Raw genomic sequence first — 22,325 nt, forward strand, 5'->3', positions numbered from 1 at the left:
CCATGGCAACGCCTACGCTTCCCATCGCGGCACAGGTCCCGCCCACCCTGGTCGATGCCGCCGGAGCCGCACCGGGCCGGCGACGGCGCCGCAACGCCGCCCTGCTGATCGGCGGCGGTATTCTCCTGGCCATCGTGCTGGTCGCGCTGCTGGCGCCCTGGCTCGCGCCGCACGACCCCTACGCGCAAAACCTGACCGCGCGCAACATACCGCCGGTCTGGTATGCCAAGGGCTCATGGGCGCACCCCTTCGGCACCGACCCGCTGGGGCGAGACTATCTGTCGCGCCTGTTCTACGGCGCCCGCATTTCGCTGTTGATCGGCATCTGCGTGGCGGGCATCTCCGGCATCATCGGCACCGCCATCGGCATGGCGGCGGGCTACTTCGGAGGCAAGGTCGACATGGCGGTTTCCTTCCTGGTCTCGACCCGCCTGGCCATGCCCGTCATCCTGGTGGCGCTGGCCACGGTAGCCATCCTGGGCGGATCGCTGTGGGTGATCATCCTGGTGCTGGGCCTGTTGAAATGGGATCGCTACGCGGTCGTGATGCGCAGCGCCACCCAGCAGGTCCGTGCGCTGGAGTACGTCGCGGCGGCCCAGGCGGCCGGGGCGTCGACCTGGCGCATCGTGCGCGGCGAAGTCCTGCCCAATGTCGTTCCCCACCTGATCGTCATCGCCACCCTGGAAGCGGCCAGCGCCATCCTGCTGGAAGCCGCGCTCTCTTTCCTGGGACTGGGCGTACAGCCGCCGACGCCGTCGTGGGGCCTGATGATTTCGGAAGCCAAGGCCTATATGTTCTTTTCGTTCTGGCTGATTGCCATCCCGGGCAGCGCGCTGGCCCTGCTGATCTTCGCGATCAACCTGGCCGGCGATGGCCTGCACCAGCTGCTGACGCCAGACGACCGGAGCTGACATGGCCGCCCATCCCGATATCGTGCTGGACGTGCAGGGCCTGCATGTGGATATCGACACCGCGCGCGGCCCGCTGCACGCGGTGCGCGATGTCTCGTTCCAGGTCGCCCGCGGCGAGACCCTGTGCCTGGTCGGCGAGTCCGGCTGCGGCAAGTCCATGACCTCGCTGGCCATCATGGGCCTGCTGCCCAAGGCGGCACGCCGGCGGGCGCGGCGCCTCGCCGTGCTCGACCAGGACATCGCGGCCATGCCTGCCCGCCAACTGAACACCTTGCGCGGCAACAGGATGGCCATGGTCTTCCAGGAACCCATGACCGCGCTCAACCCCGCCTACACCATCGGCGACCAGTTGACCGAGCACTTTATTTTCCACCGCCATGCCGGTGCCTCGCAGGCGCGCGACCGCGCCGTCGAGCTTCTGGAAAAGGTCGGCATCGCCGCGGCCGGCGAACGCCTCGGCCAGTATCCGCACCAGCTTTCCGGCGGGTTGCGCCAGCGCGTGATGATCGCCATGGCCTTGATGTGCGGGCCGGATCTGCTGATCGCCGACGAACCCAGTACCGCACTGGATGTCACCATCCAGGCGCAGATCCTGCGATTGCTGGCCGACCTGCAGGCCGAACTGGGCATCGCCATGGTGCTGATCACGCACGACCTTGGCGTGGTCGCCCGCATCGCCCGCAAGGTCGCCGTCATGTATGCCGGCCACATCGTGGAAGAAGGCCCGGTGCGGGCGATCTTCGCGCAGCCCAGCCATCCCTACACCCAGGGGCTGCTCGCCTGCATTCCGGTGCCCGGCCGCACACCGCCCGGCGAACCGCTGGGAACGATACCGGGCGTCGTGCCGGCCCTGACCGGCAACCTGCACGGCTGCGCCTTCCGGGACCGCTGCCCCTATGCCGCGCCGGCCTGTGCCCACAACGTGCCGATCCACAACATCGACCAGCACGCCTGGCGCTGCATCCGCCACGCCGAAACGCCCTCGTAACCCCATGACGCCACTCATCCAGGCCCAAGGCCTTACCCGCAGCTTCTCCGTCCGCGCCGGCATGTTCAAGCCCAGGCGCACCCTGCACGCGGTCAACGGCATCGACCTGTCCGTCGCCCGCGGTGGCGTCCTGGGTATCGTCGGCGAATCCGGATGCGGCAAGTCGACGCTGGCACGCATGCTGCTCGGGTTGACGCCGCCCAGCAGCGGTGCCATCACGCTGGACGACGAAGATATCCGCGACATGCCCAGGCGGCGCCTGGCGCGGCGTATCCAGCCCGTGTTCCAGGATCCCTATTCGTCGCTCAATCCGCGCCGCACCATCGCCTCCATTGTCTCGCTGCCCCTGGAGGTGCATGGCATGGACAACCCGCGGCAGCGCAAGGCGATCGATATGCTGGAGCGCGTCGGCCTGCCCGCCCGGTTCGCCAACAACACCCCCGGGCAGCTGTCCGGCGGACAACGCCAGCGTGTCGCGATCGCGCGCGCGCTCGTGATGCGGCCGGAAGTCGTGATTTGCGATGAGCCCACGTCGGCCCTCGACGTCTCCGTGCAGGCGCAGATCATGAACCTGCTCATGGATCTGCGCCGGGAATTCGACCTGACCTATATCTTCATCAGCCACAACCTGGCCGTGGTCGAGCATATCGCCACCGAAGTTGCCGTGATGTACCTGGGAAGAATCGTCGAATCCGGCCCCTCGGCACGGATCTTCCGAGAGCCCCGCCACCCGTATACGCAGGCGCTGCTGGCCTCGGTCCTGACGCCGGAGCCCGGCCTGGGCATCCCCGACACCGGCCTGGGCCTGTCGTTTCCGGATCCGGTCAACCCGCCCCCGGGCTGCCCTTTCCATCCCCGTTGCGGACACGCCATGTCCGTCTGCGCGCAGGAAAGGCCACCCTTGTTGCAGCATGGGCCGGCCCTTGTCGCCTGCCATCTGTATCCGCCGGCCGCGCCGGCGCACGCTCAGGGCTGATTAAGGTTTCGAGATCAGGGCTGAGGCTGATTGAGGGTTTCGAGATCCACCGGCAACGCGCGGTTCAGCACCGCGGCGACTTTCACGCGCAGCGCGTTCGAATGCGCACGGCGGACTTCCCGCTTGACGTCCAGCAGCTGCTGGGAATGCATGGAGAACTCCGTCAAGCCCAGGCCGAGCAACAGCCTTGTCAGGCTGGCGTCGCCCGCCATTTCCCCGCAGACCGCAACGGGCTTGCCGGCACGCTCGCCGGCGTTGATCGTATGCGCAACCAGCCGCAGCACGGCCGGATGCAGCGGGTCGTACAAGGATGCGACCTGGCCATCGCCACGATCGATGGCCAGGGTGTATTGGATCAGGTCGTTCGTGCCGATGGACAGGAAATCCAGGGCCTGGGCGAAGGGCTCGATGGCGATGGCGATCGCCGGCACCTCTACCATCGCGCCCAATTCGATATGGGGCGCGTAGGGCTGGCCACGGGCATCGAGCTCGCGCCGCGCCGCGTCCAGGGCCAGGCGGGTGGCCTCGACCTCGTGCATGTGCGCGATCATGGGGATGAGGACCCGCACCGGCCCATGCGCGGAGGCCCGCAGGATGGCGCGCAACTGCGTGCTGAACATCTCGGGATGCGCCAGGCAATAGCGGATTGCGCGCAGGCCCAGCGCCGGGTTGGTGGCGACCGTGGCTTCGTCGTCCAGGGTCTTGTCGGCCCCGATATCGAGCGTGCGTATCGTGACAGGCCGCCCGGCCATGACCCTCACCACATAGGAATACGCCTCGTACTGCTCTTCCTCGCTGGGAAGGCCCGGGCGCCCCATGAACAGGAACTCGCTGCGAAACAGGCCAATGCCTTCGGCCCCCGCCGCCAGCGCAGCCGGCGCCTCGTCGGGCAGTTCGATATTGGCATGCAGGACGATGCCTATTCCGTCCAGGGTGATAGCGGGTTCGTCGCGCAGCAGCGCCAGTTCCGCCCGTTCGCCGGCGTAGACGCGCTGCCGCTCGCGATATTCGTCCAAGATGGCCGGCGAAGGATTGACGATCACCGCGCCCGTTGCGCCGTCGACCACCAGCATATCGCCATCGCGTACCAGTTCGCGAACGTTGCCCAGCGCCACCACGGCGGGCACACCCATGCTGCGCGCTACGATAGCCGTGTGCGAGGTGGCACCGCCCAGGTCCGTGACGAAGGCCAGGAAGCGGCCGCCGCGCAAGCGCAGCATATCGGCCGGCGAAATATCGTGCGCGACCACGACCAGCGGGTCGTCGCCGTCCAGCTCGTCGGGATCGCGTATGCCGGACGTGCCGGCCAGTACGTGCAGCGCCCGCTCGATGACCTGTCGGACGTCCGCGCCGCGTTCGCGCAGGTACTCGTCCTCCATGGCATCGAACTGCTCACCCAGCAATTGGCCTTGCATGGTCAGCGCCCACTCGGCGTTGTAGTGGCGCTCCCGGATCAGCGCCAAGGCCTGCTCGGCCAGCAGCGGATCGGCCAGCAGCAGCCGGTGCACGTTGAGCATGGCCCCCAGCTCGCGCGGCGCGTCGTCCGGCAGCGTGTCCGCCATTTGCTGCAGATCCGCCTGCGCCTCCGTCAGCGCCGCCGTCAGGCGTTCGCATTCCGCCTGTACATCCTCCGGCGCAATGCGATAGTGGGCCACTTCCAGGGCCGCCGCGCCCATGACCACCGCGCGGCCGATGGCGTAGCCGCGAGCCACACCCTGGCCGTACAGGCAGATGACGGTGTTGGGCTGCCCGGTATCGCCCTTTTGCCTCGCGGCAGCCCGCCGGACCCGCGTCCGCGCGGGTTCGGGCAAGCTTTGCACGAGGATCGAGTTATTCGTGCTCACCGAATTTACTGTCGAACAAGGATTCGATTTCCTTCAGCGCGTGGTCCGCATCGGGACCTGACGCATCCAGCTTCACCGTCACGCCCAGGCCCGCGGCCAGCATCATGACGCCCATGATGCTCTTCGCGTTCACGCGCTGCGCGCCTCGGGAAATATAGATATCGCTATTGAACTTGCTTGCCAGCTGGGTAAGCTTGGCCGCCGCGCGCGCGTGCAGGCCCAGTTTATTGCTGATCGTGATTTCGGAAATAGGCATAGGGGAAGTCGGGCGCGGAACCGCTGGCGATGGGGCTGAAGATACCAGGTGACATGATAGGATAAATTTCCCCTCAGTCTACACGCAAGACTCCCTGTACTCCGCCTGCCAAGGCCTTTTCGCGGGTTTCGCTGAGCGGCAGGGTGCGATAGGTCAAGGCCCGCAGCAACATGGGGGTATTCAGGCCGGCCAGCACGGCGCACTGGACCCCTTGCGCCTGCGCCTCGATGACGGCCTGCTTGGCGATATTCGCCGGCGTCGCGCCGACCAGATCGGTCAGTACCAGTACCCCGTTGCCATCCTGGCCCAGACGCAGGATATCGGCCACCACGCCGGGGATCTTGGCTTCGGGCATATCGTCGGCCTGGATATCGTGCACAGCCACTTCCTTGACCTTGCCCATTACGTGGCTGGCACAATCCATCATCGCCGAACCGAGCGGCGTATGGACGACGATGACGATGCCGGTCATGGCGTTCGCGCTTATGCGGCGACGGCGCGTTCCAGCGCATCGACGAACATGCCGGGCACGTCGAAGCCGGTCTGCTGGGTGATTTCGACGAAACAGGTCGGGCTGGTGACATTGATTTCCGTCACGTAGTCGCCGATCACGTCCAATCCCACCAGCAACAGACCACGCGCGGCCAGATGAGGGCCTACCGCTTCCGCCAGTTGGCGATCGCGCTCGGACAACGGTTGCGCCACCCCGCGGCCGCCAGCGGCCAGGTTGCCCCGCGTCTCGCCGGCCAGCGGGATGCGCGCGAGTGCATAGGGTACCGCCTCTCCGCCTATCAAAAGGATGCGCTTGTCGCCCTTGACGATATCCGGGATATAACGCTGCGCCATGATGGTCCGCGTCCCGTCATCCGTCAGGGTTTCCAGGATCGCGTTCAGATTGGGTTCTTCCTGGCGCAAGCGGAAAATGCCCGTGCCCCCCATGCCGTCCAGCGGCTTGACGATGACATCGCCATGCCGCGCATGAAAAACCTTGATGCGCCCCATGTCGCGCGTCACGAGCGTGGGCGCGGTGAATTCCGTGAACTCGGTGATCGCCAGCTTTTCCGGATGGTTGCGGATGGCGCCCCCCTGGTTGAACACCTTGGCACCCTGTGTCTGCGCGTATTCCAGCATATGGGTCGCGTAGACGTATTCCATATCGAACGGTGGGTCCTTGCGCATCAGCACCGCACCGAATGCCGACAGCGGCTGTTCGACGGCCGCGCCGGCTTCACGCCACCAATCGTGTTTGTGCAGGTCGGCCTCGGCCACCAATGAGATCGGCGTCGATCTGGCCAGCACCTGGCCCGCCTCGATGTACAGGTCGCCTTGCAGCGCCACGCTGAGCGTATGGCCCCGGGCCGTCAGCGCCCGCATCATGGCAACGGAACTATCCTTGTACGCCTTCAGCAGCGGCAAGGGATCGATAATGAAGAGGACATGCATCGCGACACCCGGAACGTGCGCCGCCCTCCGTCAGGAGGGCGGCGAATTGACGACGGACTGGCTGGCCTTCAGGCGCCCGCCGCTTCCTTACCCTGCGTCGCTTTCTTGCGCGGCGCCAACACCATTATCATCTGGCGGCCTTCGAGTTTGGGCATGGATTCGACCATGGCCAACTCCGTCAGGTCGTCGCGCACTCGTTCAAGCACCCGCATACCCAGTTCCTGGTGCGCCATTTCGCGGCCGCGGAAACGCAGCGTCACTTTGGCCTTGTCCCCTTCTTCGAGGAAGCGCCGCAGATTGCGCAGCTTGACCTGGTAGTCGCCTTCGTCGGTCGCCGGGCGGAATTTCACTTCCTTGACCTGGATGACCTTCTGTTTGGCACGCGCCTCCGACTGGCGCTTCTGTTCCTGGTACTTGAACTTGCCGTAATCCATCAGGCGGCAGACCGGCGGCTCGGCATTGGGCGCGATTTCCACCAGGTCGACGTCGGCTTGTTCGGCGAGACGGAATGCATCGGGCGTTTTGACGATACCGAGCTGTTCTCCGTCCAGACCTATCAGACGCACCTCGGGAACACGAATTTCACCGTTGATGCGGTTGGCTTTTTCAGTGGCGATGTTGACGACTCCTAAAACGTTTACGAAACCTGCTCGGGGCGTCCGATATCGCGGCGTTGCGTGACTTCGTCCGTCAGGCGGGCGACAAAGTCGTCCAATCCGAGTGTACCCAGGTCCTGCCCCCCGCGCGCGCGGACGGCCACCGACCCGGCTTCCCGTTCTTTGTCACCCACGACAAGGATATACGGGACCTTTTGCAGGCTGTGCTCTCTAATTTTATAAGTGATTTTTTCCCCACGCAAATCGGATACAACTCTAAAGCCTTGTTTTTTCAGGGTTTGCGTGATTTGCGCCGCATAGTCCGCAGATGGCTCGGAAATACAGCACACCACGGCCTGCACCGGCGCCAGCCAGGCCGGCATCGCGCCCGCATGATTTTCGATCAGCATACCGATGAAACGCTCGAGCGAACCCAGGATCGCGCGGTGCAGCATGACCGGCGGGCGACGCTGGTCATCCGCGTCGACGTATTCGGCTCCCAGTCGCACAGGCATGGAGAAATCCACCTGCAGCGTGCCGCATTGCCAGTGGCGGCCGATCGCGTCCTTCAGCGTGTATTCGATTTTGGGGCCATAGAAGGCGCCCTCGCCCGGCGAAATTTCGAACTCGCAGCCGGTGCGCTTCAGGCTGTCCATCAAGGCTTGCTCCGCCGCATCCCAGGTTGCGTCGTCGCCGATGCGCTTTTCCGGGCGGGTGGCCACCTTGTACAGCACTTGCTCGAAGCCGAAATCGCGATAGACCTTCTGCAGCAGGGCCGTGAAAGCCGCGCATTCATCCTGCATCTGCCCTTCGGTGCAGAAGATGTGCCCATCATCCTGCGTAAACCCGCGCACCCGCATCATGCCGTGCAGGGAACCCGACGGCTCGTTCCGATGGCACTGGCCGAATTCACCATAGCGCAGGGGCAGGTCGCGATAGGAATGCAGCCCGGCGTTGAAAATCTGCACGTGGCCGGGGCAATTCATCGGTTTCAAGCCATAGACGCGGTTTTCGGACTCCGTCGTGAACATGTTTTCACGATAGTTGTCCCAGTGCCCGGTTTTCTTCCATAGCGAAAGATCGAGGATCTGCGGGGCCTTGACCTCGTCGTAGCCATTGTCCCGATAGACCGCGCGCATGTATTGCTCTACCTGCTGCCACAGTTGCCAGCCCTTGGGATGCCAGAAGATCAATCCCGGCGCCTCGTCCTGGAAGTGGAACAGGTCGAGCTCGCGGCCCAGCTTGCGATGGTCGCGCTTTTCCGCTTCCTCAAGCATGTGCAGATAGGCGTCCTGCTCTTCCTTGGTGGCCCAGGCCGTACCGTAGATGCGCTGCAGCATCTCGTTCTTGCTGTCGCCGCGCCAGTAGGCGCCCGCCACCTTCATCAGCTTGAAGACTTTCAGCTTGCCCGTCGAAGGCACGTGCGGTCCGCGGCAGAGGTCGATGAAATCGCCCTCGCGATACAGGCTGATGGTCTCGTTGGACGGAATGGAGGCAATGATTTCGGCTTTGTACTTTTCGCCGATGCTATTGAAGAATGCGACGGCGTCGTCGCGCTTCCACTCCTCCCGCGTGACCGGCTCGTCCTTTTTGGCCAGCTCGGCCATTTTCTTCTCGATGGCTTCGAGATCCTCGGGCGTAAACGGACGCTTGTACGAAAAATCGTAATAGAAGCCGTTATCGATGACCGGGCCTATCGTGACCTGGGCGTCCGGAAAAAGGCTTTTGACGGCATAAGCCAGCAAGTGCGCCGTGGAATGCCGGATCAGGTCCAGGCCTTCGGCATCCTTGGCCGTGACGATTCCCAGGCGCGCATCGCGATCGATGCGAAAACTCGTGTCGACCAGGCGGGCGGGTTCGCCATCGACCGCCACCTTCCCGCCCAGGGCCGCGCGCGCCAGTCCGGCCCCGATGGACTGGGCGACTTCCGCGACCGTGACAGGGCCCGGGAATTCGCGTCGGGAACCGTCGGGCAAGGTGATTTGTACCATCTGAGTTTTCCTGAAAGTAAAAACGCGGCTTGCGGCCGCGTTTTTGGTGATTGTGCTTGCTGCTGCGATCCCGCCTGACGGGCGAAACACGAAACGGCGTTCAACGCGGTAACGGGCGATGACTCCAGGTCGCGGTTCGCGTCGGCGTTCGTGCTGCCGGGACGGGGTATTGCGCGTGCATGACTATCCGGTTCGGTACGTGGCAGGGCGACAAACCATGGCAACTTCGCATGGTATCGGGCATGTGGGCGGCAAGACATGTTCCGCCGAGACTATCCCGCCGTGGAATTTTCCGATTGTATCACTCTTCGGGATCAAAACCCCGTTACGCGTTACGGAGAGCGCACCTATACCGGCCATGAAAACGTCTGTATCCCCAATCCTCAGGCCGGTCTTATTTTCGTCCAAGGAATGGCTGATATGGGAATGCTCTCCATAAACTGCGTAACGACCCGCCGCCAGTGTCCCGCTTTTGTGCACTGGCAAGCCGCCGCGCCGCGCCCGCGGCCGGCGCGCGCCCTGCAAGCAAGGAAATGCATGCCGCTCGCTCCCAGCCTTCCATCCCCGCCTCCCGCCGCCTCGCAAATGCTGATATCCGGCGAACCCTCCGTGCGGCGATACCTGCTAACCTCCCGTCCGCGCCACAGGATCCGCGTATCCGTGCTGGACGACCATCCCGTCATTGCACTGGGCATGGCTTCGTTCCTCCAGCACCAGGCCGATTTCGAGGTCGTCCATACCGAAACCTCCGCGGTAAGGTTTCTCGAAAGCCTCAAGAAAGTGCCCTGCGACGTCGTCATCGTCGATTTCTACCTGCCCCGCCAACCGTGGGAAGGCATTCATTTCATCAAGCGCATCCGGCGCCTGCATCCGGAACTGATCATCATCACGTTTTCCGCTGGCAAGATCATGGATACCGAATACGCGGCGTTCAAGGCCGGCGCCAACGGCTACGTACCGAAGGGCGAACGCCTGCCCTTCCTCGCGGACATGATCCGGCTGGCCGTCAACACGCCGCGGGCGTTCTACTCCTGCAGCGACGGCCACGTCCGCGACTGTCGTCCGAAGCGGCCGGAAGAACGGCTCACCAATGCGGAACTGGAAATCCTGCGCAATATCGCGCTGGGGCTTTCGGTCACGCAGATCGCGGCCAAGCTTCTGCGCAGCAAAAAGACCATCAGCACCCATAAGCGCCGGGCGATGAAAAAACTGGAGCTGGCCGACGATCTTGCCCTGGCGCTGTACCTGAAAGAAAAATTCGAACAGTCGATCGGCGACTGAATCTTCCATGATGAATTTTCGCCAGTGATGCCGGATAGAAGCATCCCGATACTCCTGGCTGTGCTTGCCGCCCTGCTGACTCTCTTTTCCATAGGAATTTTGCTATGGAGTCAGCGGCGCATGCGCATCGTGCGGCACACCGCGGAAAAAGCCCGCGCCGAAGCCATTCTCGCCCGGGAACGCGCCGAAGCGGCGGACTCCGCCAAATCGGCATTCCTGGCCACGGTCAGTCATGAGATCAGGACACCGATGAACGGAGTCATCGGTGTCCTGGATATTCTCCAGGATACGCAACTAAGCGCGGAGCAACAGCGTTATCTGGGCACCGCCATGCAGTCGGCGCGCCTGCTCCTGCGCGTCATCAACGACATTCTGGATTACGCCAAGATCGAATCGGGAGCCTTGCCACTTTGCAACGCTCCCTACGATTTCTACCGCGCCATGGAAAACATGGCCGAACTCTATCTGCCCCTGGCGCGCCGCAAAGGCCTGACCCTGACGGTGGCTGTCATGCCGCACTTCGACAGGCGGCTGTTCGGCGACGAAATCCGAATAAGCCAGGTTGTCGCAAACCTTCTCAGCAACGCCATTGCATTCACGGACCGCGGGGCCGTCACGCTATCGGCGCGGCGCCGGCTCGCCCGCAGCGGCGACGAAATCGAGATCACGGTTTGCGATACCGGTGCGGGCATGTCGGAAGAGTACCAGCGCCGGCTCTTCTCGCCCTTCCACCAGGAAGACACCTCCACGACAAGGCGCCACGGCGGCACGGGGCTGGGCTTGTCGATCGTCAAGCATCTGGTGGAGCGCATGGGCGGCCTGATCGCCATACGCAGCCGGCGCGGGGTAGGCACGTCCGCCTGCGTGCGCATACCCGCCCACTGGGACGCCCATGCCTTCACCTGGCCCTGCTACCCGGAACGCACGGCCAGCCTGCATATCGCCAATACAAAGATGCTTCCCATGCTGCGCGCGTGGTGCCGCAAGTCGCGCATTCGCACCCTGGCGCCCGACTCGCCCGCCGATATACGCATCCTGACCGACGGCGGCGACGGTTTCTGGGTGGCCACCGCCACCGCGCGTTGCGGTCCCATGCATTCGGTTTATCCCTTCCTGCGCGCCCTGGAAACGCTGTGGACACCGGTCCGCGATATCGCGCCGATCGATGGCAGCGTGACCTTCCCACCTCATACGCCCGGGGTCAAGCCGACGCTGCGGGACCGCGAACCTTATGACGAAACGCGGCTGCCGGACCTCACGGCCGACGTACTACTGGTTGAAGACAACGAAATCAATCGCGACATCACCCTCCGGCAGCTCGCCTTGCTGGGAATACATGCCAATTCGGCCGAGGACGGCGAAGCCGGCCTTGCCGCGTGGCTGGCCAGGCGCCCCAAAGCCATGCTGGTGGATTGCCACATGCCCAGGCTGGATGGGTACGAACTGGCAAGACGTGTCCGCACGCATGAAATGATCCATGGCTGGCCACGCACGATCCTGATCGGATTCAGCGCCAACGCCACGCAATCGGATGCTCGCGCCTGCCTGGCCGCCGGCATGGACGACTACGTACCCAAGCCCACCACGCGCGCCAAACTGCAGGACGCCCTGCGCCGCACGGGCTATCTGCCTGCCGTCGACACTACGCCACCGGACGAATAAGCACCCATGCCGCTGCAGCTTGACCTTCATACCTTGACAGAGCTCTACCCCTCTCCCGGAGAGCGCCGCCAATTCCTTCAGCGCGCGCTGGAGATTCTGCGGGAAGACTGCGCGGCGCTGCGGTACGCCCTCGCCGGCCACGCTTGCGAACGAGCCGCCGAACTTGCTCACCGCCTCCAGGGGTCGGTGGCGTTCCTGACCGGAGAGCCTGAACAGGCCGCCGCGATCCTGCGCCCCCTGGAACACGCCATCAAGCAAGGGTTGCCACCGGATTCGCGCGATATCGAACTCGCCGCTCTCGATCACCTGAGAACGCTCGAGTCCGCCATGGACCGCGCCACGCACCCGGATTGAGCGCCGCCGTACCCTTTACCGCAGGCTACAAGCCCGCCAGTAGAGAGATCGCCGGAACGGGCGGCGAAAACAGGCCGCCCTGCGCCAGGGTGACACCTTTCGCGCGCAGATACGCGGCCTGGGTTTCGGTTTCGATGCCTTCCCCGATCAGGGCCACGCCCAATCGGCCGCCCAGGGAGATGATCAGCTCCAGCACGGGCGCATTGACGGCATCGGTGTCGATCACCGACACGAAGCCCTTTGCGATCTTCAGATAATCGACGGTGATCTTCTCCAGGCAGGCCAGCGAGCTGTGACCGGTACCGAAGTCATCGATGGCGAACGCGACGCCGATGGCCCGCAAGGCGCGCATATTGCCCAACACCGCCGCCGTATCGGGAAAGCCCTTGCGCTCCGTCAGTTCGAATATCAGCCGAGGACTGGCCGCTTTGAAACCGTGCAGGAAGCGCTCGACATCGCCCACGAGTTCGCGCCGGCAAAGATGTTCGGCGTTCAGGTTGATGTTCAGGTAAAAACCGGCCGGCAACGCCGCAGTCCCCAGGTCGCGCTGTATCAGGCAAAGCAGGTGGCGTGTCAGGCGCATCGCCAATGCGCTTTCGCCGACCAAAGGGTAGAACAACTCGGGTTGTACGGTACCGTAGATGGGATGGCGCCATCGGAGCAAGGCTTCGGCTCCCACGCAGGCGCCGGTAGCCAGATCCACGATAGGTTGGTACAGCACACAGAATTCACTGCGCCGCATGCCACGCCGAAGCTCGGTTGCCATGGCGATACGCCGCGTATTCAGGCGGTGCGTCAGATAGGCCAGCAACGCGGACGCGATGGCCAGGAAAGGAACGTACTGCAGCCACAAGGCATGGTGATACGCCACTAGCCGGGCGCCGCTCAGCGTCGCCCTAGCCTCGATGGGATAGAGCGCGGATCGCCTGGTCACCGTGATGCCACCATCGTCCTGTGGAACCCAGGCGCCCCAGTCGTGTATCCCCGAAGCATTCAGCGCATAGCCGGTACCTATACGCAGCTGGACGGCGTAATGTCCTTCCTGATCGACGGCGGCAATCAAATCATGCAGGTATTGACCGTCCACGCTGGCCAGCACGCCCCGTCCGTCGCCGATGCCCAGAAAAATGAATAAGGCCGCCCGGTTCGGGACCAGGGGCGTTCCCGGTACGGTGGAGATCGTCACGCCTGCCGGCAACCTGATCATGCCAGGTACGACTTGAGCCAGCGGCCTGTCCAACGCGCCGCTGACCGATGAACAATAAAGCGTGTTCCGGTCTATGACCGCCAGGGTGCGGAAGTACGGGCGCAGCGAACCGGCTTCCCGCAAGGTATCGGCGATGTCCTTGCATGGCTTGCCCGCCAGCGGGTCGCTCTCGGAGGCAACATCGATGGCATGCGCGACGATATTTTCGGACTGGGAGATAACCAGGTTTTCGACGATGCGCAGTTGGTCCTGGGCACGCCGTTGGGCCTGATGGTGGATCACCGGTATCGCCAACAGGAACGGCAGCGCGACAGCCAGCAGCAGGTACACCGTATGCCCCAGGGTAAAGCGCGCGCGCTGCGCCGAACGATGCACGGATAAGCCTCTCACTTCCGGACAGTGAAAAACGCCCGCGATATCGACCGCCGGAGCGGATTATCGCCGGAGCGGATTATCGCGGGACGTAGACTTGCGATTCTGAACAGGGGGCCGCGCGTGCCGAAGGGTGGCTCACTAAAAAGCGGACCTATTCGCTATCCGGAAATGAGTGGTTGGCGTTCAGCAATTCCCTTTCTTCGCCTGCCCGGGCGGACAGAAACCACCGCCTCCGCCTCCACCGCCATGAGGATCGACGACCACGGCCCCGCTTGGGGTGTAGACGGCACAGGCGCTAAGCGTGGTGGCGACAAACAGCAAACCGATAAGCAGTTTCATGAGGATTGCGCTTTAGGGTTGAGACGGACGCAGAGTTTAGGGTCGCGTTCCCACGTCAGCTGTTTTGGTTCGTAACGGCGGCGTGCACCTTTTTTCGACTTCACCAGTTGGGTGCTGGGCGGCCGGCGCCCGGCGCGGTGCTATCTTGGTTAACCCAGTCCTGGATGTCCCTGACAAACCACGGGAGATTCAGTTTCTCGCCCTCGCCCGACTGGATCGTCAGCGGGGGCGCCCCGGGGGCACTGTCCGCCTGGGGACTCGCCGGAGCGGGCACGCCCGAGTCCTGCGTGCCGTAGCGCCTGGACGGCACATCGGCGCAGGAGGCTGTCGACACGCAAAACGCGGAGAGAAAAGCCAGCGACAAGACAGATCGAAGGTGCTTCATGGTGGGACTTCCATATTGATAGGGGTTGCATACCGAGCGGGCCGGCGGTCGAGGCAAAGAGCATCAGACAGGACCAGCCAAGCCGCTGTTCAAACTAGCGCCAAACCGGCTTTCCTGATGGATTGTAGGCGTCACATCGGCATAGGCCAGCGGCACCGGCGACACCTGGGAGGACGGGCTTAACGGCTATGCCGGCTGAGTGAGACACACCCGGTGCGGGAACGCTGCCACGTCTGCAGAAAGAGGGGTAAACTTTTCACTCACATATGACAAAACAATTCTGAGGTATCTAATTGAATCTATTTGCATACAAAGTGGGGCAAAAATGAAGAGGCCCCGATGAGGAGCGCAAGGATGAAGGTTCTAAAGTTTGGGGTGGCGCTATCACTCGCGGTATTCGCACAGGGTGCATTCGCGTCAGGCGGGTATGGATCATTCGGCGGACGGACATACCCTCCGTCGGTTTATTCGACGCCAAGATCGTCCATGCCAAGCTATGGGAGCGGGTCGAATCCCTACTCGACTGGAGTCCAGGGATACAGCCGCAACAATGGTACGTACGTGGCGCCGCATCAGCGTTCCATGCCAGACAATTCGCTGAACAACAACTGGTCCACCAAGGGCAACACCAATCCCTATACGGGGACTCCCGGCACCAAGCGCGGAAACCCGTTCGGTTGGTAACAAAAGGGCCGGCGCCTTATTCGTGAGGTCCAAGTCGGCCATTACAGAACCTTCAAACAACCTTAAACCGGATTAGCAGGGAGGGGAGCAATCGTGGACGCGAAGGAAGGAATGCGGCGGATCGTTAAGACCCTGTCCGCAGTCGCATGGGTTTGCTTGGCGCTGGGGATTTTGAGCGGACTTGCGAGTCGCAGCGATGGCTGGCCCGTTTTCTTTTTCGGCGCCATCGCATTTGTAGTTCTTCAGGGGATTGCCTGGATAACCGCCGGCTTCGCCAGCAATAACGGCGAACGCGACGGCCTGATCCGAGCGCGTGATCTGATGTTCTGGCGCAGGACGGGATCCAGAGACAACACAGGCCCGATTGGCGTCGGTGGATGGTTGTACTTTCCGATTTTTGCGTTGTTTGTAGGACCGTTCATCTCCATGAGAGAACTTATGAGCGGCTTTGCGCAGACCGAAGCGCAGTATCCGGCGATACGTGGGATCAGCGCTTGGTCCAACTACAAGATGACATGTTGGGCGATAGTCATCGCATCCGCGTTCATCGGCATCCGCGCGGGCCGTTTACTTTGGGTCAAACACAGGCCCGAATCGGTGCATGCCGCCATCATTGCGTTTTGGGTCCTTGGCCCTATCGGCATCGCAGCCATCATCGTCGCCCAGTTGATCTTTCTTAAAGTGACCTTGTTCGAGATCTTCGATGCACGGACACTCGGCTCCACGGTCGGCGCCTCTCTCGGAAGTCTGATCTGGGTCCCCTATTTGAAATGGTCCAGACGCGTCCGGAACACGTACTTTCATCAGTTATATTCCGCGCCTTCGCCGGCCCCGGTAGAACGCGAGGAACCGACCCTATAGCACTGCCGTAGCCGCTCATATCCAGCCCAGTGGCTTGCTTGGGCGGTTTGGACGCAAAAAAACCCGCGAGCTCAAGGCTTACGCGGGTTTTCTGGGAGTGCTTTCTGGGCAGCGCTTGGCGCTGCCTGGGGTATTCGGTGGTAGGCGGTATTGGAATCGAACCAACGACCTCTACGATGTCAACGTAGCGCTCTAACCAGCTGAGCTAACCGCCTGCAAAGAAAAAAATTATATAGGGAATTTATAAGCTGAGTCAAATCGCGAAGAAGGCGCAGCATGTGATCGGAGTCCGATGGGAAAGCGCCATCGCGGGTCATGGTCGTGCCGCCAGTTCTTCATACGACACCATCACGTGTTCCCGGTATGCCGGCCGCTCGGTCAGTCCATCGTAGTAGCGACGCAGGGCAGGCCGATCGAACCGGGGAATGTCCACGCTGAAGTAGCGATACAAGACATGGCCCAGTTGGATGTCGGCCGGCGTGAAGGCTTCGCCCGCCAGGAAGGGATGCGAGGCCAGGCGCTGTTCGGCGATATCGAGCTTGCAGCCCAGCACATCCAAAGCCTGTGCAAGCAGGGCCGGGTTCCGGTCTTGGGGCGCGGTGCGTACGACATGCCAGAACACTGGGCCCGTGAAGTTGAGCGCGATATTCAGTTTGGCCCATTCCGCCCATTTGTCGACGTGGGTACGGGTAATCAGATCGCGCGGCCAGAAGCTGTCCGCGCCATACCGTGTCGCCAGGTAGCGGAGGATCGCGCCAGTCTCCCAAATCGGGTCGCCATCGCCATCCCGCAACACCGGTACGGTGCCGTTGGGATTCATTTGCAGAAACGCCGGCGTGTCGTTGCCGCCATAGCGATGGCCAACGTCATGGCGGCGATAGGGCAACCCCAGCTCACCGATACACCACATCAGCGCCTGGACGTTGGACGATGTCCGGCGGCCCCAGACAGTCAGCATGGACGTTAGCCTCCGATAGTCAACACGACCGCCCTCTCCGTGGATCGGGCAATCCGGGTTTCCCTCGCCGGTGCGACGCCGTAGCCTATGTGCCGGTCGGCGTCATCGTAGTCGAACTTCTCGGCCCATGCGCCGGCCGCTGTTGTCGCAGCCAGACCTCGTAGAGCCTATGCGCCCGTCGGTGTCGTGACGGGAGTCATCCGGACACCCGCGGCATCGTCCAGGTCTTTGGCGACTTCGGCGTCGGCACGCTGCACCGCCTGCAGGAAGGCGCGAATACGCGCGGCGGATTTGATGCCGGGCGCATCCTCGACGCCGCTGCTGACGTCCACGGCGTAAGGACGTAGCGCCGCGACGGCGGGCTGGACATTATCGGGTGACAGGCCGCCGGACAGGATCAGCGGCGCGCCTTGGCCATCGGCCCGCACGTCTTGCAGCAAGGTGTGCTCGAAGGACAGGCCGCTGCCGCCGTAGCCGGCGGAATAGCTGTCGAACAGCCATCCCGCGGCGCCACGATAGGCTGCACAGGTCCGCGCCAGCTGCCTCGACGTGTCGGCGCCGGGCCCGCCTACGCGAAAGGCCTTCATATAGCGGCGACCATAACGCTGGCAGGCATCCGGGGTTTCATCGCCATGAAACTGGAGCAGGTCGGGGCCGACGACCTCCATCACTTGTTTTACCGCGTCGTCGTCCGCGTTGACGAAAAGCGCGACCACGTCGACAAACGCCGGCACCGCGCGCCGCAGCCGCGCCGCGAGCTCCAGGGATACGTAGCGCTTGCTCTTGGGATAAAAAATCAGGCCGACCGCATCGGCACCCGCCTCTACGGCGGCGGCGATGTCTTCAGGGCGGGTCATGCCGCAGATTTTGACGCGTGTACGCATAATGCAAAATGGAAATGGCGCGGGTTGACCGAGCGTGGCAAGCAGACAGTTTAGCGCCTTGAGGCGGATCCTGGCCGAGACGCGCTACAGCGAAGACGCGTCTCCGCTGGGATGCACTTCCGCCGAGACGCATTACCGCCAAGGTCGCGCTCAGGCGAGCGGTGCAAGCAGATGTCTTCGTCCGTCCAGATCGTCCAGGCCGAATTCCGGCGCATAGTCGATGGCGGACAAATAAAGGCCGTCCGGCATGAAGGTCGGAGCACCTTGCGTGCGGTCGCGCGCCGCCAACAGATCGCTCATCCATGATGCCGGCCGCCTGCCCTGCCCGACCTGAAGCAGCGCGCCCATGATGTTGCGTACCATGTGATGCAGGAAAGCGTTGGCACGCAAGGTGAATACCAGGAAGCGTCCCTGCGCCGCGATATCGAGCTGCTGCAGCGTGCGTACCGGATGCCGTGCCTGGCATTGGGACGAACGGAAACTGCTGAAGTCGTGCTCGCCGACGAGCGCGGCGGCGGCGGCGCGCATGGCGTCCACGTCCAGCGGCTGGAAGCACCAGCCCGCGCGGCCCGCCCACAACGCGGAGCGGACGCGATCGTTCCACAACAAATAGGTATAGGTACGGGCGGCAGCCGAAAAGCGCGCGTGGAAGGTATCGGGCACAGGCTGTGCCCAGCGCACGGCGATACTGGGCGGCAATAGCGCGTTCAGGCCCCGCACCCAGGACTCGGCACGCCGCTGGACATCGCTGTCCAGGTGGATGACCTGCATGGCGGCGTGCACGCCCGCGTCGGTGCGGCCCGCGCAAACGGTGCCGACCGGCGTGGCAAGAAACTGCCGCAGGGCGGACTCCAGCGTGTCCTGTACGGTCTGGCGATGCGGCTGTGTCTGCCAACCCTGCCAGACCGATCCATCGTATGCCAGGCCCAAGGCCAGACGGGGCATCGCTCAGGTCCGCACAGGGCCCGGCCGCGGCCGGTCGCCTTCGGCATGTGGCTCGTCCAGGTCCAGATTGATGCCGTCCAGGCGCCTGTCGATGGCGCCCGGGTCGATCTCCGACATATAAAGTTCGTCGTCGAGGTCGTCCTGGTCATCATCCCGCCGCACGGCCGCGCGGCGCAGCAGCCAGGCAATGACGAATGCGATGACGGCGAGCACGGCCGTCAGGATGATCAGCAGATTATCCGACAGCCAGGAAGGCAGGCCGGAGCCCTTATCCTGCATCTTGCCGTTGGCGCCCGCTTCGTCCACCGGGGCCTTGCCGGCGGCGGACGTGATGGCGGAACCGCCTGCTGCGGCGGCATCCGATTGACCTTGACCGGTTGCGCCGGAAGGCGACGCCGCGCTGCCGCCGCCCGCCGGGGAAATGCCGGTACCGCCTGCGCCGTTGCCGCCCGTCTGGGCAGAAGCTCCGCCCGCGGCGGACGCCGACGAGCCGGGCGTTCCACTGGTACCCGTCGTTCCGCCCAGCGTAGATGCGTCGCCGGCGATACCAGGCTTCGTCGAAGCGTTGCCGGACGCACCGCCGCCGGGTTGGGTTGCCCCCGCGGCCGGTGCCGCGCCAGCCGACTGTGCCGCACCGCCCGTCTGGGCCGCATTGCCAGCCTGGGCGGCATCGCCCGACTGAGCCGCGCCACCCGCCTGAGCCGCGCCACCTGCCTGACCTGCTCCACCCACCTGTGCCGCTCCGCCCGGCTGAGCCGGACCGCCCGACTGAGCCGGACCGCCAGCCCGGCTTGCGCCACCCGGCTGCGTCGCTGCTGCGCCGCCGGAGCGTTCAGCACCAGCGGCTTGCTGAGCTGCTCCCGATCGGGTCGCGGCGCGTCCATCATTCCCGGCGCCGGGCGATGCCGTACCCGCCGCGCCACCCAGGCCGGGCAACGCCAATCCGCCACTCTGGTTGCCGGCGCCGGCCGAGGCACCGGCACCCTGCGCGGAGCCGCCCTTGCCCTGTTCGGCTGTGCGGGCGGTCAGCGCATCGTTCAGGTCCTTGACGTTGCGTTCCAATTGATCGACCCGCTGCTGAGCGTCCTCGGTGGCCTTGGCCATCGACGTCTGGGCATCGGCCTGCGCCTGTGCCTGGGCCTCCGGTCCGCCCTGATCCGTTCCGCTGGACAGGCGCAGCCGGTCCAGTGGCGGGGTTTCGGGCGTGACGGTCGACTGCGGGCCGCTGACCTGGCCCGAGGTCGTCGACCCCGATGCTGGAGCGCCCCGTGCCGCCGCGCCGGCCAGGCTGGCGCGGTAGCGGGCGTAGGCCTCTTGCTGCTGGAGGAAGATGCGACGCGCCTCGGCGGGATCGATGGCGCGCACCGTCGCGGCGTCGGGCACGACCAGCGTCGCGCCCGCCTTCACGAGGTTCATATTGTTCTGGATGAAGGCGTTAGGATTGGCGCGCCACAGCGCGACCAGCATCTGGTAGAGCGTCGCGTTGGCCACGGCATTGCTCTGCGCGATGCCGTACAGCGTGTCGCCCGGCCGTACCTTCACCGCGCCGGCGCCCCGCGGGCGGGTGCCGACCTGCGCCTGCGACAGCAAACCCGGGAAACCACCGGCGCTCTGCATCACGCTGACCTGGACCAGTCGCTGGCCTTCGCTCGTGGTCAGGTTCAGCAGCAGATCCACAACCGGACTCTTGGCGGCTTCGGGGGAAGAAATGCGCACGAACCTGCGTGCCGGCGTACTGCCGCCTTCCAGGCGCAGGGTGATGCTGGATAACGGTACGGGAGGCGTCACGCCGGCGGCCTGCCAGGCGGAAGGATCCGCCAGCGACACCATCAGCGTTCGCTGTTCATCCGGGGTGAGTTCGGCGATGCCGACCAGAACCTGCAAGGGTGCATCCGCCGCCGAAACGATACGGCTGTGCGCGAGCTGAAGCGCATAGGCGGGGGCGCTGACCGCGCCCCCCAACGTGAGTGCGATCGCAAGGCGCGTTGCGTATCGGCTCGAAATGGACGGAGGGCGCAGCGAGCGTAGCGTCATAAGCCTGTTTTCCGCAAAAGCGGGCAGTGCCGCGATTAAAAGTGTAACTTACCTACGGATTTCCCGAAACGACAAGGGCACCGTGGGTGCCCTTGATGGCCGCGCGCCGCCAGCGGCGCGGCGGCTCGTGCGGTCAGGCTTCGGCAAGAGCAATGCGCAACATGCGGCGCAGCGGTTCCGCGGCCCCCCAAAGCAGTTGGTCACCGACGGTGAAGGCACCCAGGTACTCGGACCCCATGGAAAGCTTGCGCAAGCGTCCCACCGGAATATCCAGGGTCCCCGTAACGGCGACCGGCGTCAGGGCCTCGACGGTGGCTTCCTTGGTATTCGGCACGACCTTGGCCCATTGCGTGCCGCTGGCGATGATGTCGTTGATTTCATCCAGGGGCACGTCGCGCTTGAGCTTGATCGTCAGGGCCTGGCTGTGACAGCGCATCGCGCCGATACGCACGCACAGTCCGTCCACCGGCGTGGCAGGCGTACCGAAACCTTCGCCGCGACCGAGGATCTTGTTGGTTTCCGCCTCGCCTTTCCATTCCTCGCGGGAAACGCCATTGCCCAGGTCCTTGTCGATCCAGGGAATGAGGTTGCCCGCCAGCGGCACGCCGAACTGCTCGCGCGGCAGGCTCGCGTCCTTTTGCTTGCCAAGCACGCCACGATCGATGTCCAGGATGGCAGAGGCAGGATCGTCCAGCAGGGACTTGACCGACTGATTCAAGAGCCCGAACTGCGTAAGCAGTTCGCGCATATGCTGCGCGCCGCCGCCGGACGCCGCCTGGTACGTCATGGAGGTCATCCACTCGACCAGATCGTTGTTGAACAATCCGGCCAGGCCCATGAGCATGCAGCTGACCGTGCAGTTGCCGCCGATATAGTTGCGCACGCCGCGCTTGAGCGCCGCATCGATGACCGGACGGTTGACCGGGTCCAGCACGATGATGGCATCGTCTGCCATGCGCAGGGTGCTGGCAGCGTCGATCCACAGACCGGTCCAGCCCGCACCGCGCAGTTTCGGGTAGACGGCGCTGGTGTAGTCGCCGCCTTGGGCCGTCACGATAATGGGAAGTTTCTTCAGCGCATCGATATCGTAGGCATCCTGCAGGGCACCCGCGCCTTCGGCCCATTTGGGAGCCGCCGCGCCAGCGTTGCTAGTCGAGAAGAAGACCGGTTCGAACAGCGCGAAGTCGTTTTCTTCGCGCATGCGTTGCATCAGTACCGATCCGACCATGCCACGCCAACCGACGAGGCCCACTGCATTGCTCATTTCGTACGCTCTTGATGTCAGGAATAAACAGAGAAAAAGGAGAAAACAGCTAAAAGCGTCCGAAAATGCACTTTTGGCTGTACAAAA

General features: G+C 63.9%; 19 protein-coding genes and 1 tRNA gene. 7 read left to right on the top strand and 13 right to left on the bottom strand.

Annotated features, from left to right (window positions below; genetic code table 11):
* Window positions 1–2 precede the first annotated feature (2 nt).
* Genes ACO1P8_RS00415 through ACO1P8_RS00425 form a run of 3 tightly spaced genes read left to right on the top strand, consistent with a single transcriptional unit; the run spans window position 3 to window position 2,875 of the window.
* A complete protein-coding gene (locus ACO1P8_RS00415; RefSeq protein WP_486293979.1) occupies window positions 3–911 on the top strand; it encodes an ABC transporter permease in 909 nt (302 codons plus the stop codon).
* Window position 912: 1 nt separating this feature from the next.
* On the top strand, window positions 913–1,899 hold the full coding sequence (locus ACO1P8_RS00420) for an ABC transporter ATP-binding protein (RefSeq protein ID WP_486293980.1): 987 nt from the start codon (window positions 913–915) through the stop codon (window positions 1,897–1,899).
* A gap of 4 nt (window positions 1,900–1,903) precedes the next feature.
* Window positions 1,904–2,875, top strand: coding sequence for an ABC transporter ATP-binding protein (locus ACO1P8_RS00425; protein ID WP_486293981.1), 972 nt, complete (start codon window positions 1,904–1,906; stop codon window positions 2,873–2,875).
* Window positions 2,876–2,889: 14 nt separating this feature from the next.
* Here ACO1P8_RS00425 and ptsP read toward each other — a convergent pair whose 3' ends face one another.
* The 6 genes from ptsP to thrS form a co-directional block, all read right to left on the bottom strand.
* The gene (ptsP, locus tag ACO1P8_RS00430) at window positions 2,890–4,602 is read right to left on the bottom strand and encodes a phosphoenolpyruvate--protein phosphotransferase (RefSeq protein ID WP_486294105.1); all 1,713 of its coding nucleotides are present in this window, start codon (window positions 4,600–4,602) and stop codon (window positions 2,890–2,892) included.
* Window positions 4,603–4,705: 103 nt separating this feature from the next.
* On the bottom strand, window positions 4,706–4,975 hold the full coding sequence (locus ACO1P8_RS00435; protein WP_094841420.1) for an HPr family phosphocarrier protein: 270 nt from the start codon (window positions 4,973–4,975) through the stop codon (window positions 4,706–4,708).
* Window positions 4,976–5,048: 73 nt separating this feature from the next.
* Window positions 5,049–5,447: a PTS sugar transporter subunit IIA gene (locus ACO1P8_RS00440; RefSeq protein WP_094841419.1), complete on the bottom strand. Its 399-nt coding sequence runs from the start codon at window positions 5,445–5,447 to the stop codon at window positions 5,049–5,051.
* 11 nt (window positions 5,448–5,458) lie between these two features.
* Window positions 5,459–6,418, bottom strand: coding sequence for a glutathione synthase (gene gshB, locus ACO1P8_RS00445; protein ID WP_486293982.1), 960 nt, complete (start codon window positions 6,416–6,418; stop codon window positions 5,459–5,461).
* 68 nt (window positions 6,419–6,486) lie between these two features.
* Window positions 6,487–7,035, bottom strand: a complete 549-nt coding sequence (gene infC / locus ACO1P8_RS00450; RefSeq protein ID WP_486294106.1) for a translation initiation factor IF-3 — start codon at window positions 7,033–7,035, stop codon at window positions 6,487–6,489.
* 20 nt (window positions 7,036–7,055) lie between these two features.
* Complete coding sequence (gene thrS / locus ACO1P8_RS00455) at window positions 7,056–9,005, bottom strand: threonine--tRNA ligase (RefSeq protein ID WP_486293983.1); 1,950 nt, start codon at window positions 9,003–9,005, stop codon at window positions 7,056–7,058.
* A 585-nt stretch (window positions 9,006–9,590) separates the two neighbouring features.
* Between thrS and ACO1P8_RS00460 the strand changes: the two genes are divergently transcribed.
* The 3 genes from ACO1P8_RS00460 (at window position 9,591) to ACO1P8_RS00470 (ending at window position 12,302) form a co-directional block, all read left to right on the top strand.
* Entirely contained in the window at window positions 9,591–10,286 is a 696-nt protein-coding gene (locus tag ACO1P8_RS00460; protein ID WP_094841415.1) for a response regulator transcription factor, read from the top strand.
* 120 nt (window positions 10,287–10,406) lie between these two features.
* Window positions 10,407–11,948, top strand: a complete 1,542-nt coding sequence (locus ACO1P8_RS00465) for an ATP-binding protein (protein ID WP_486293984.1) — start codon at window positions 10,407–10,409, stop codon at window positions 11,946–11,948.
* A gap of 6 nt (window positions 11,949–11,954) precedes the next feature.
* Window positions 11,955–12,302, top strand: coding sequence for a hypothetical protein (locus tag ACO1P8_RS00470; protein WP_486293985.1), 348 nt, complete (start codon window positions 11,955–11,957; stop codon window positions 12,300–12,302).
* A 25-nt stretch (window positions 12,303–12,327) separates the two neighbouring features.
* Here the strand turns inward: ACO1P8_RS00470 and ACO1P8_RS00475 are convergent, their stop codons facing one another.
* A complete protein-coding gene (locus ACO1P8_RS00475; RefSeq protein WP_486293986.1) occupies window positions 12,328–13,884 on the bottom strand; it encodes an EAL domain-containing protein in 1,557 nt (518 codons plus the stop codon).
* A gap of 1,501 nt (window positions 13,885–15,385) precedes the next feature.
* On the opposite strand from ACO1P8_RS00475, the gene ACO1P8_RS00480 reads away from it, so the two are divergent.
* On the top strand, window positions 15,386–16,153 hold the full coding sequence (locus tag ACO1P8_RS00480; RefSeq protein WP_486293987.1) for a DUF2569 family protein: 768 nt from the start codon (window positions 15,386–15,388) through the stop codon (window positions 16,151–16,153).
* 138 nt (window positions 16,154–16,291) lie between these two features.
* On the opposite strand, the gene ACO1P8_RS00485 is transcribed toward ACO1P8_RS00480, so the two are convergent.
* The 6 genes from ACO1P8_RS00485 to asd form a co-directional block, all read right to left on the bottom strand.
* Window positions 16,292–16,368 (bottom strand) — tRNA-Val (locus ACO1P8_RS00485).
* Between the two features lie 98 nt (window positions 16,369–16,466).
* The gene (locus ACO1P8_RS00490) at window positions 16,467–17,111 is read right to left on the bottom strand and encodes a glutathione S-transferase family protein (RefSeq protein ID WP_486293988.1); all 645 of its coding nucleotides are present in this window, start codon (window positions 17,109–17,111) and stop codon (window positions 16,467–16,469) included.
* A 167-nt stretch (window positions 17,112–17,278) separates the two neighbouring features.
* Complete coding sequence (locus ACO1P8_RS00495) at window positions 17,279–17,995, bottom strand: phosphoribosylanthranilate isomerase (protein ID WP_486293989.1); 717 nt, start codon at window positions 17,993–17,995, stop codon at window positions 17,279–17,281.
* A gap of 150 nt (window positions 17,996–18,145) precedes the next feature.
* Window positions 18,146–18,940: a tRNA pseudouridine(38-40) synthase TruA gene (truA, locus tag ACO1P8_RS00500; protein WP_486293990.1), complete on the bottom strand. Its 795-nt coding sequence runs from the start codon at window positions 18,938–18,940 to the stop codon at window positions 18,146–18,148.
* 3 nt (window positions 18,941–18,943) lie between these two features.
* On the bottom strand, window positions 18,944–20,974 hold the full coding sequence (locus tag ACO1P8_RS00505) for a FimV/HubP family polar landmark protein (protein ID WP_486293991.1): 2,031 nt from the start codon (window positions 20,972–20,974) through the stop codon (window positions 18,944–18,946).
* Between the two features lie 133 nt (window positions 20,975–21,107).
* A complete protein-coding gene (gene asd, locus ACO1P8_RS00510; RefSeq protein WP_486293992.1) occupies window positions 21,108–22,238 on the bottom strand; it encodes an aspartate-semialdehyde dehydrogenase in 1,131 nt (376 codons plus the stop codon).
* Between the last annotated feature and the right edge of the window lie 87 nt (window positions 22,239–22,325).

Source organism: Bordetella sp., assembly GCF_057362025.1.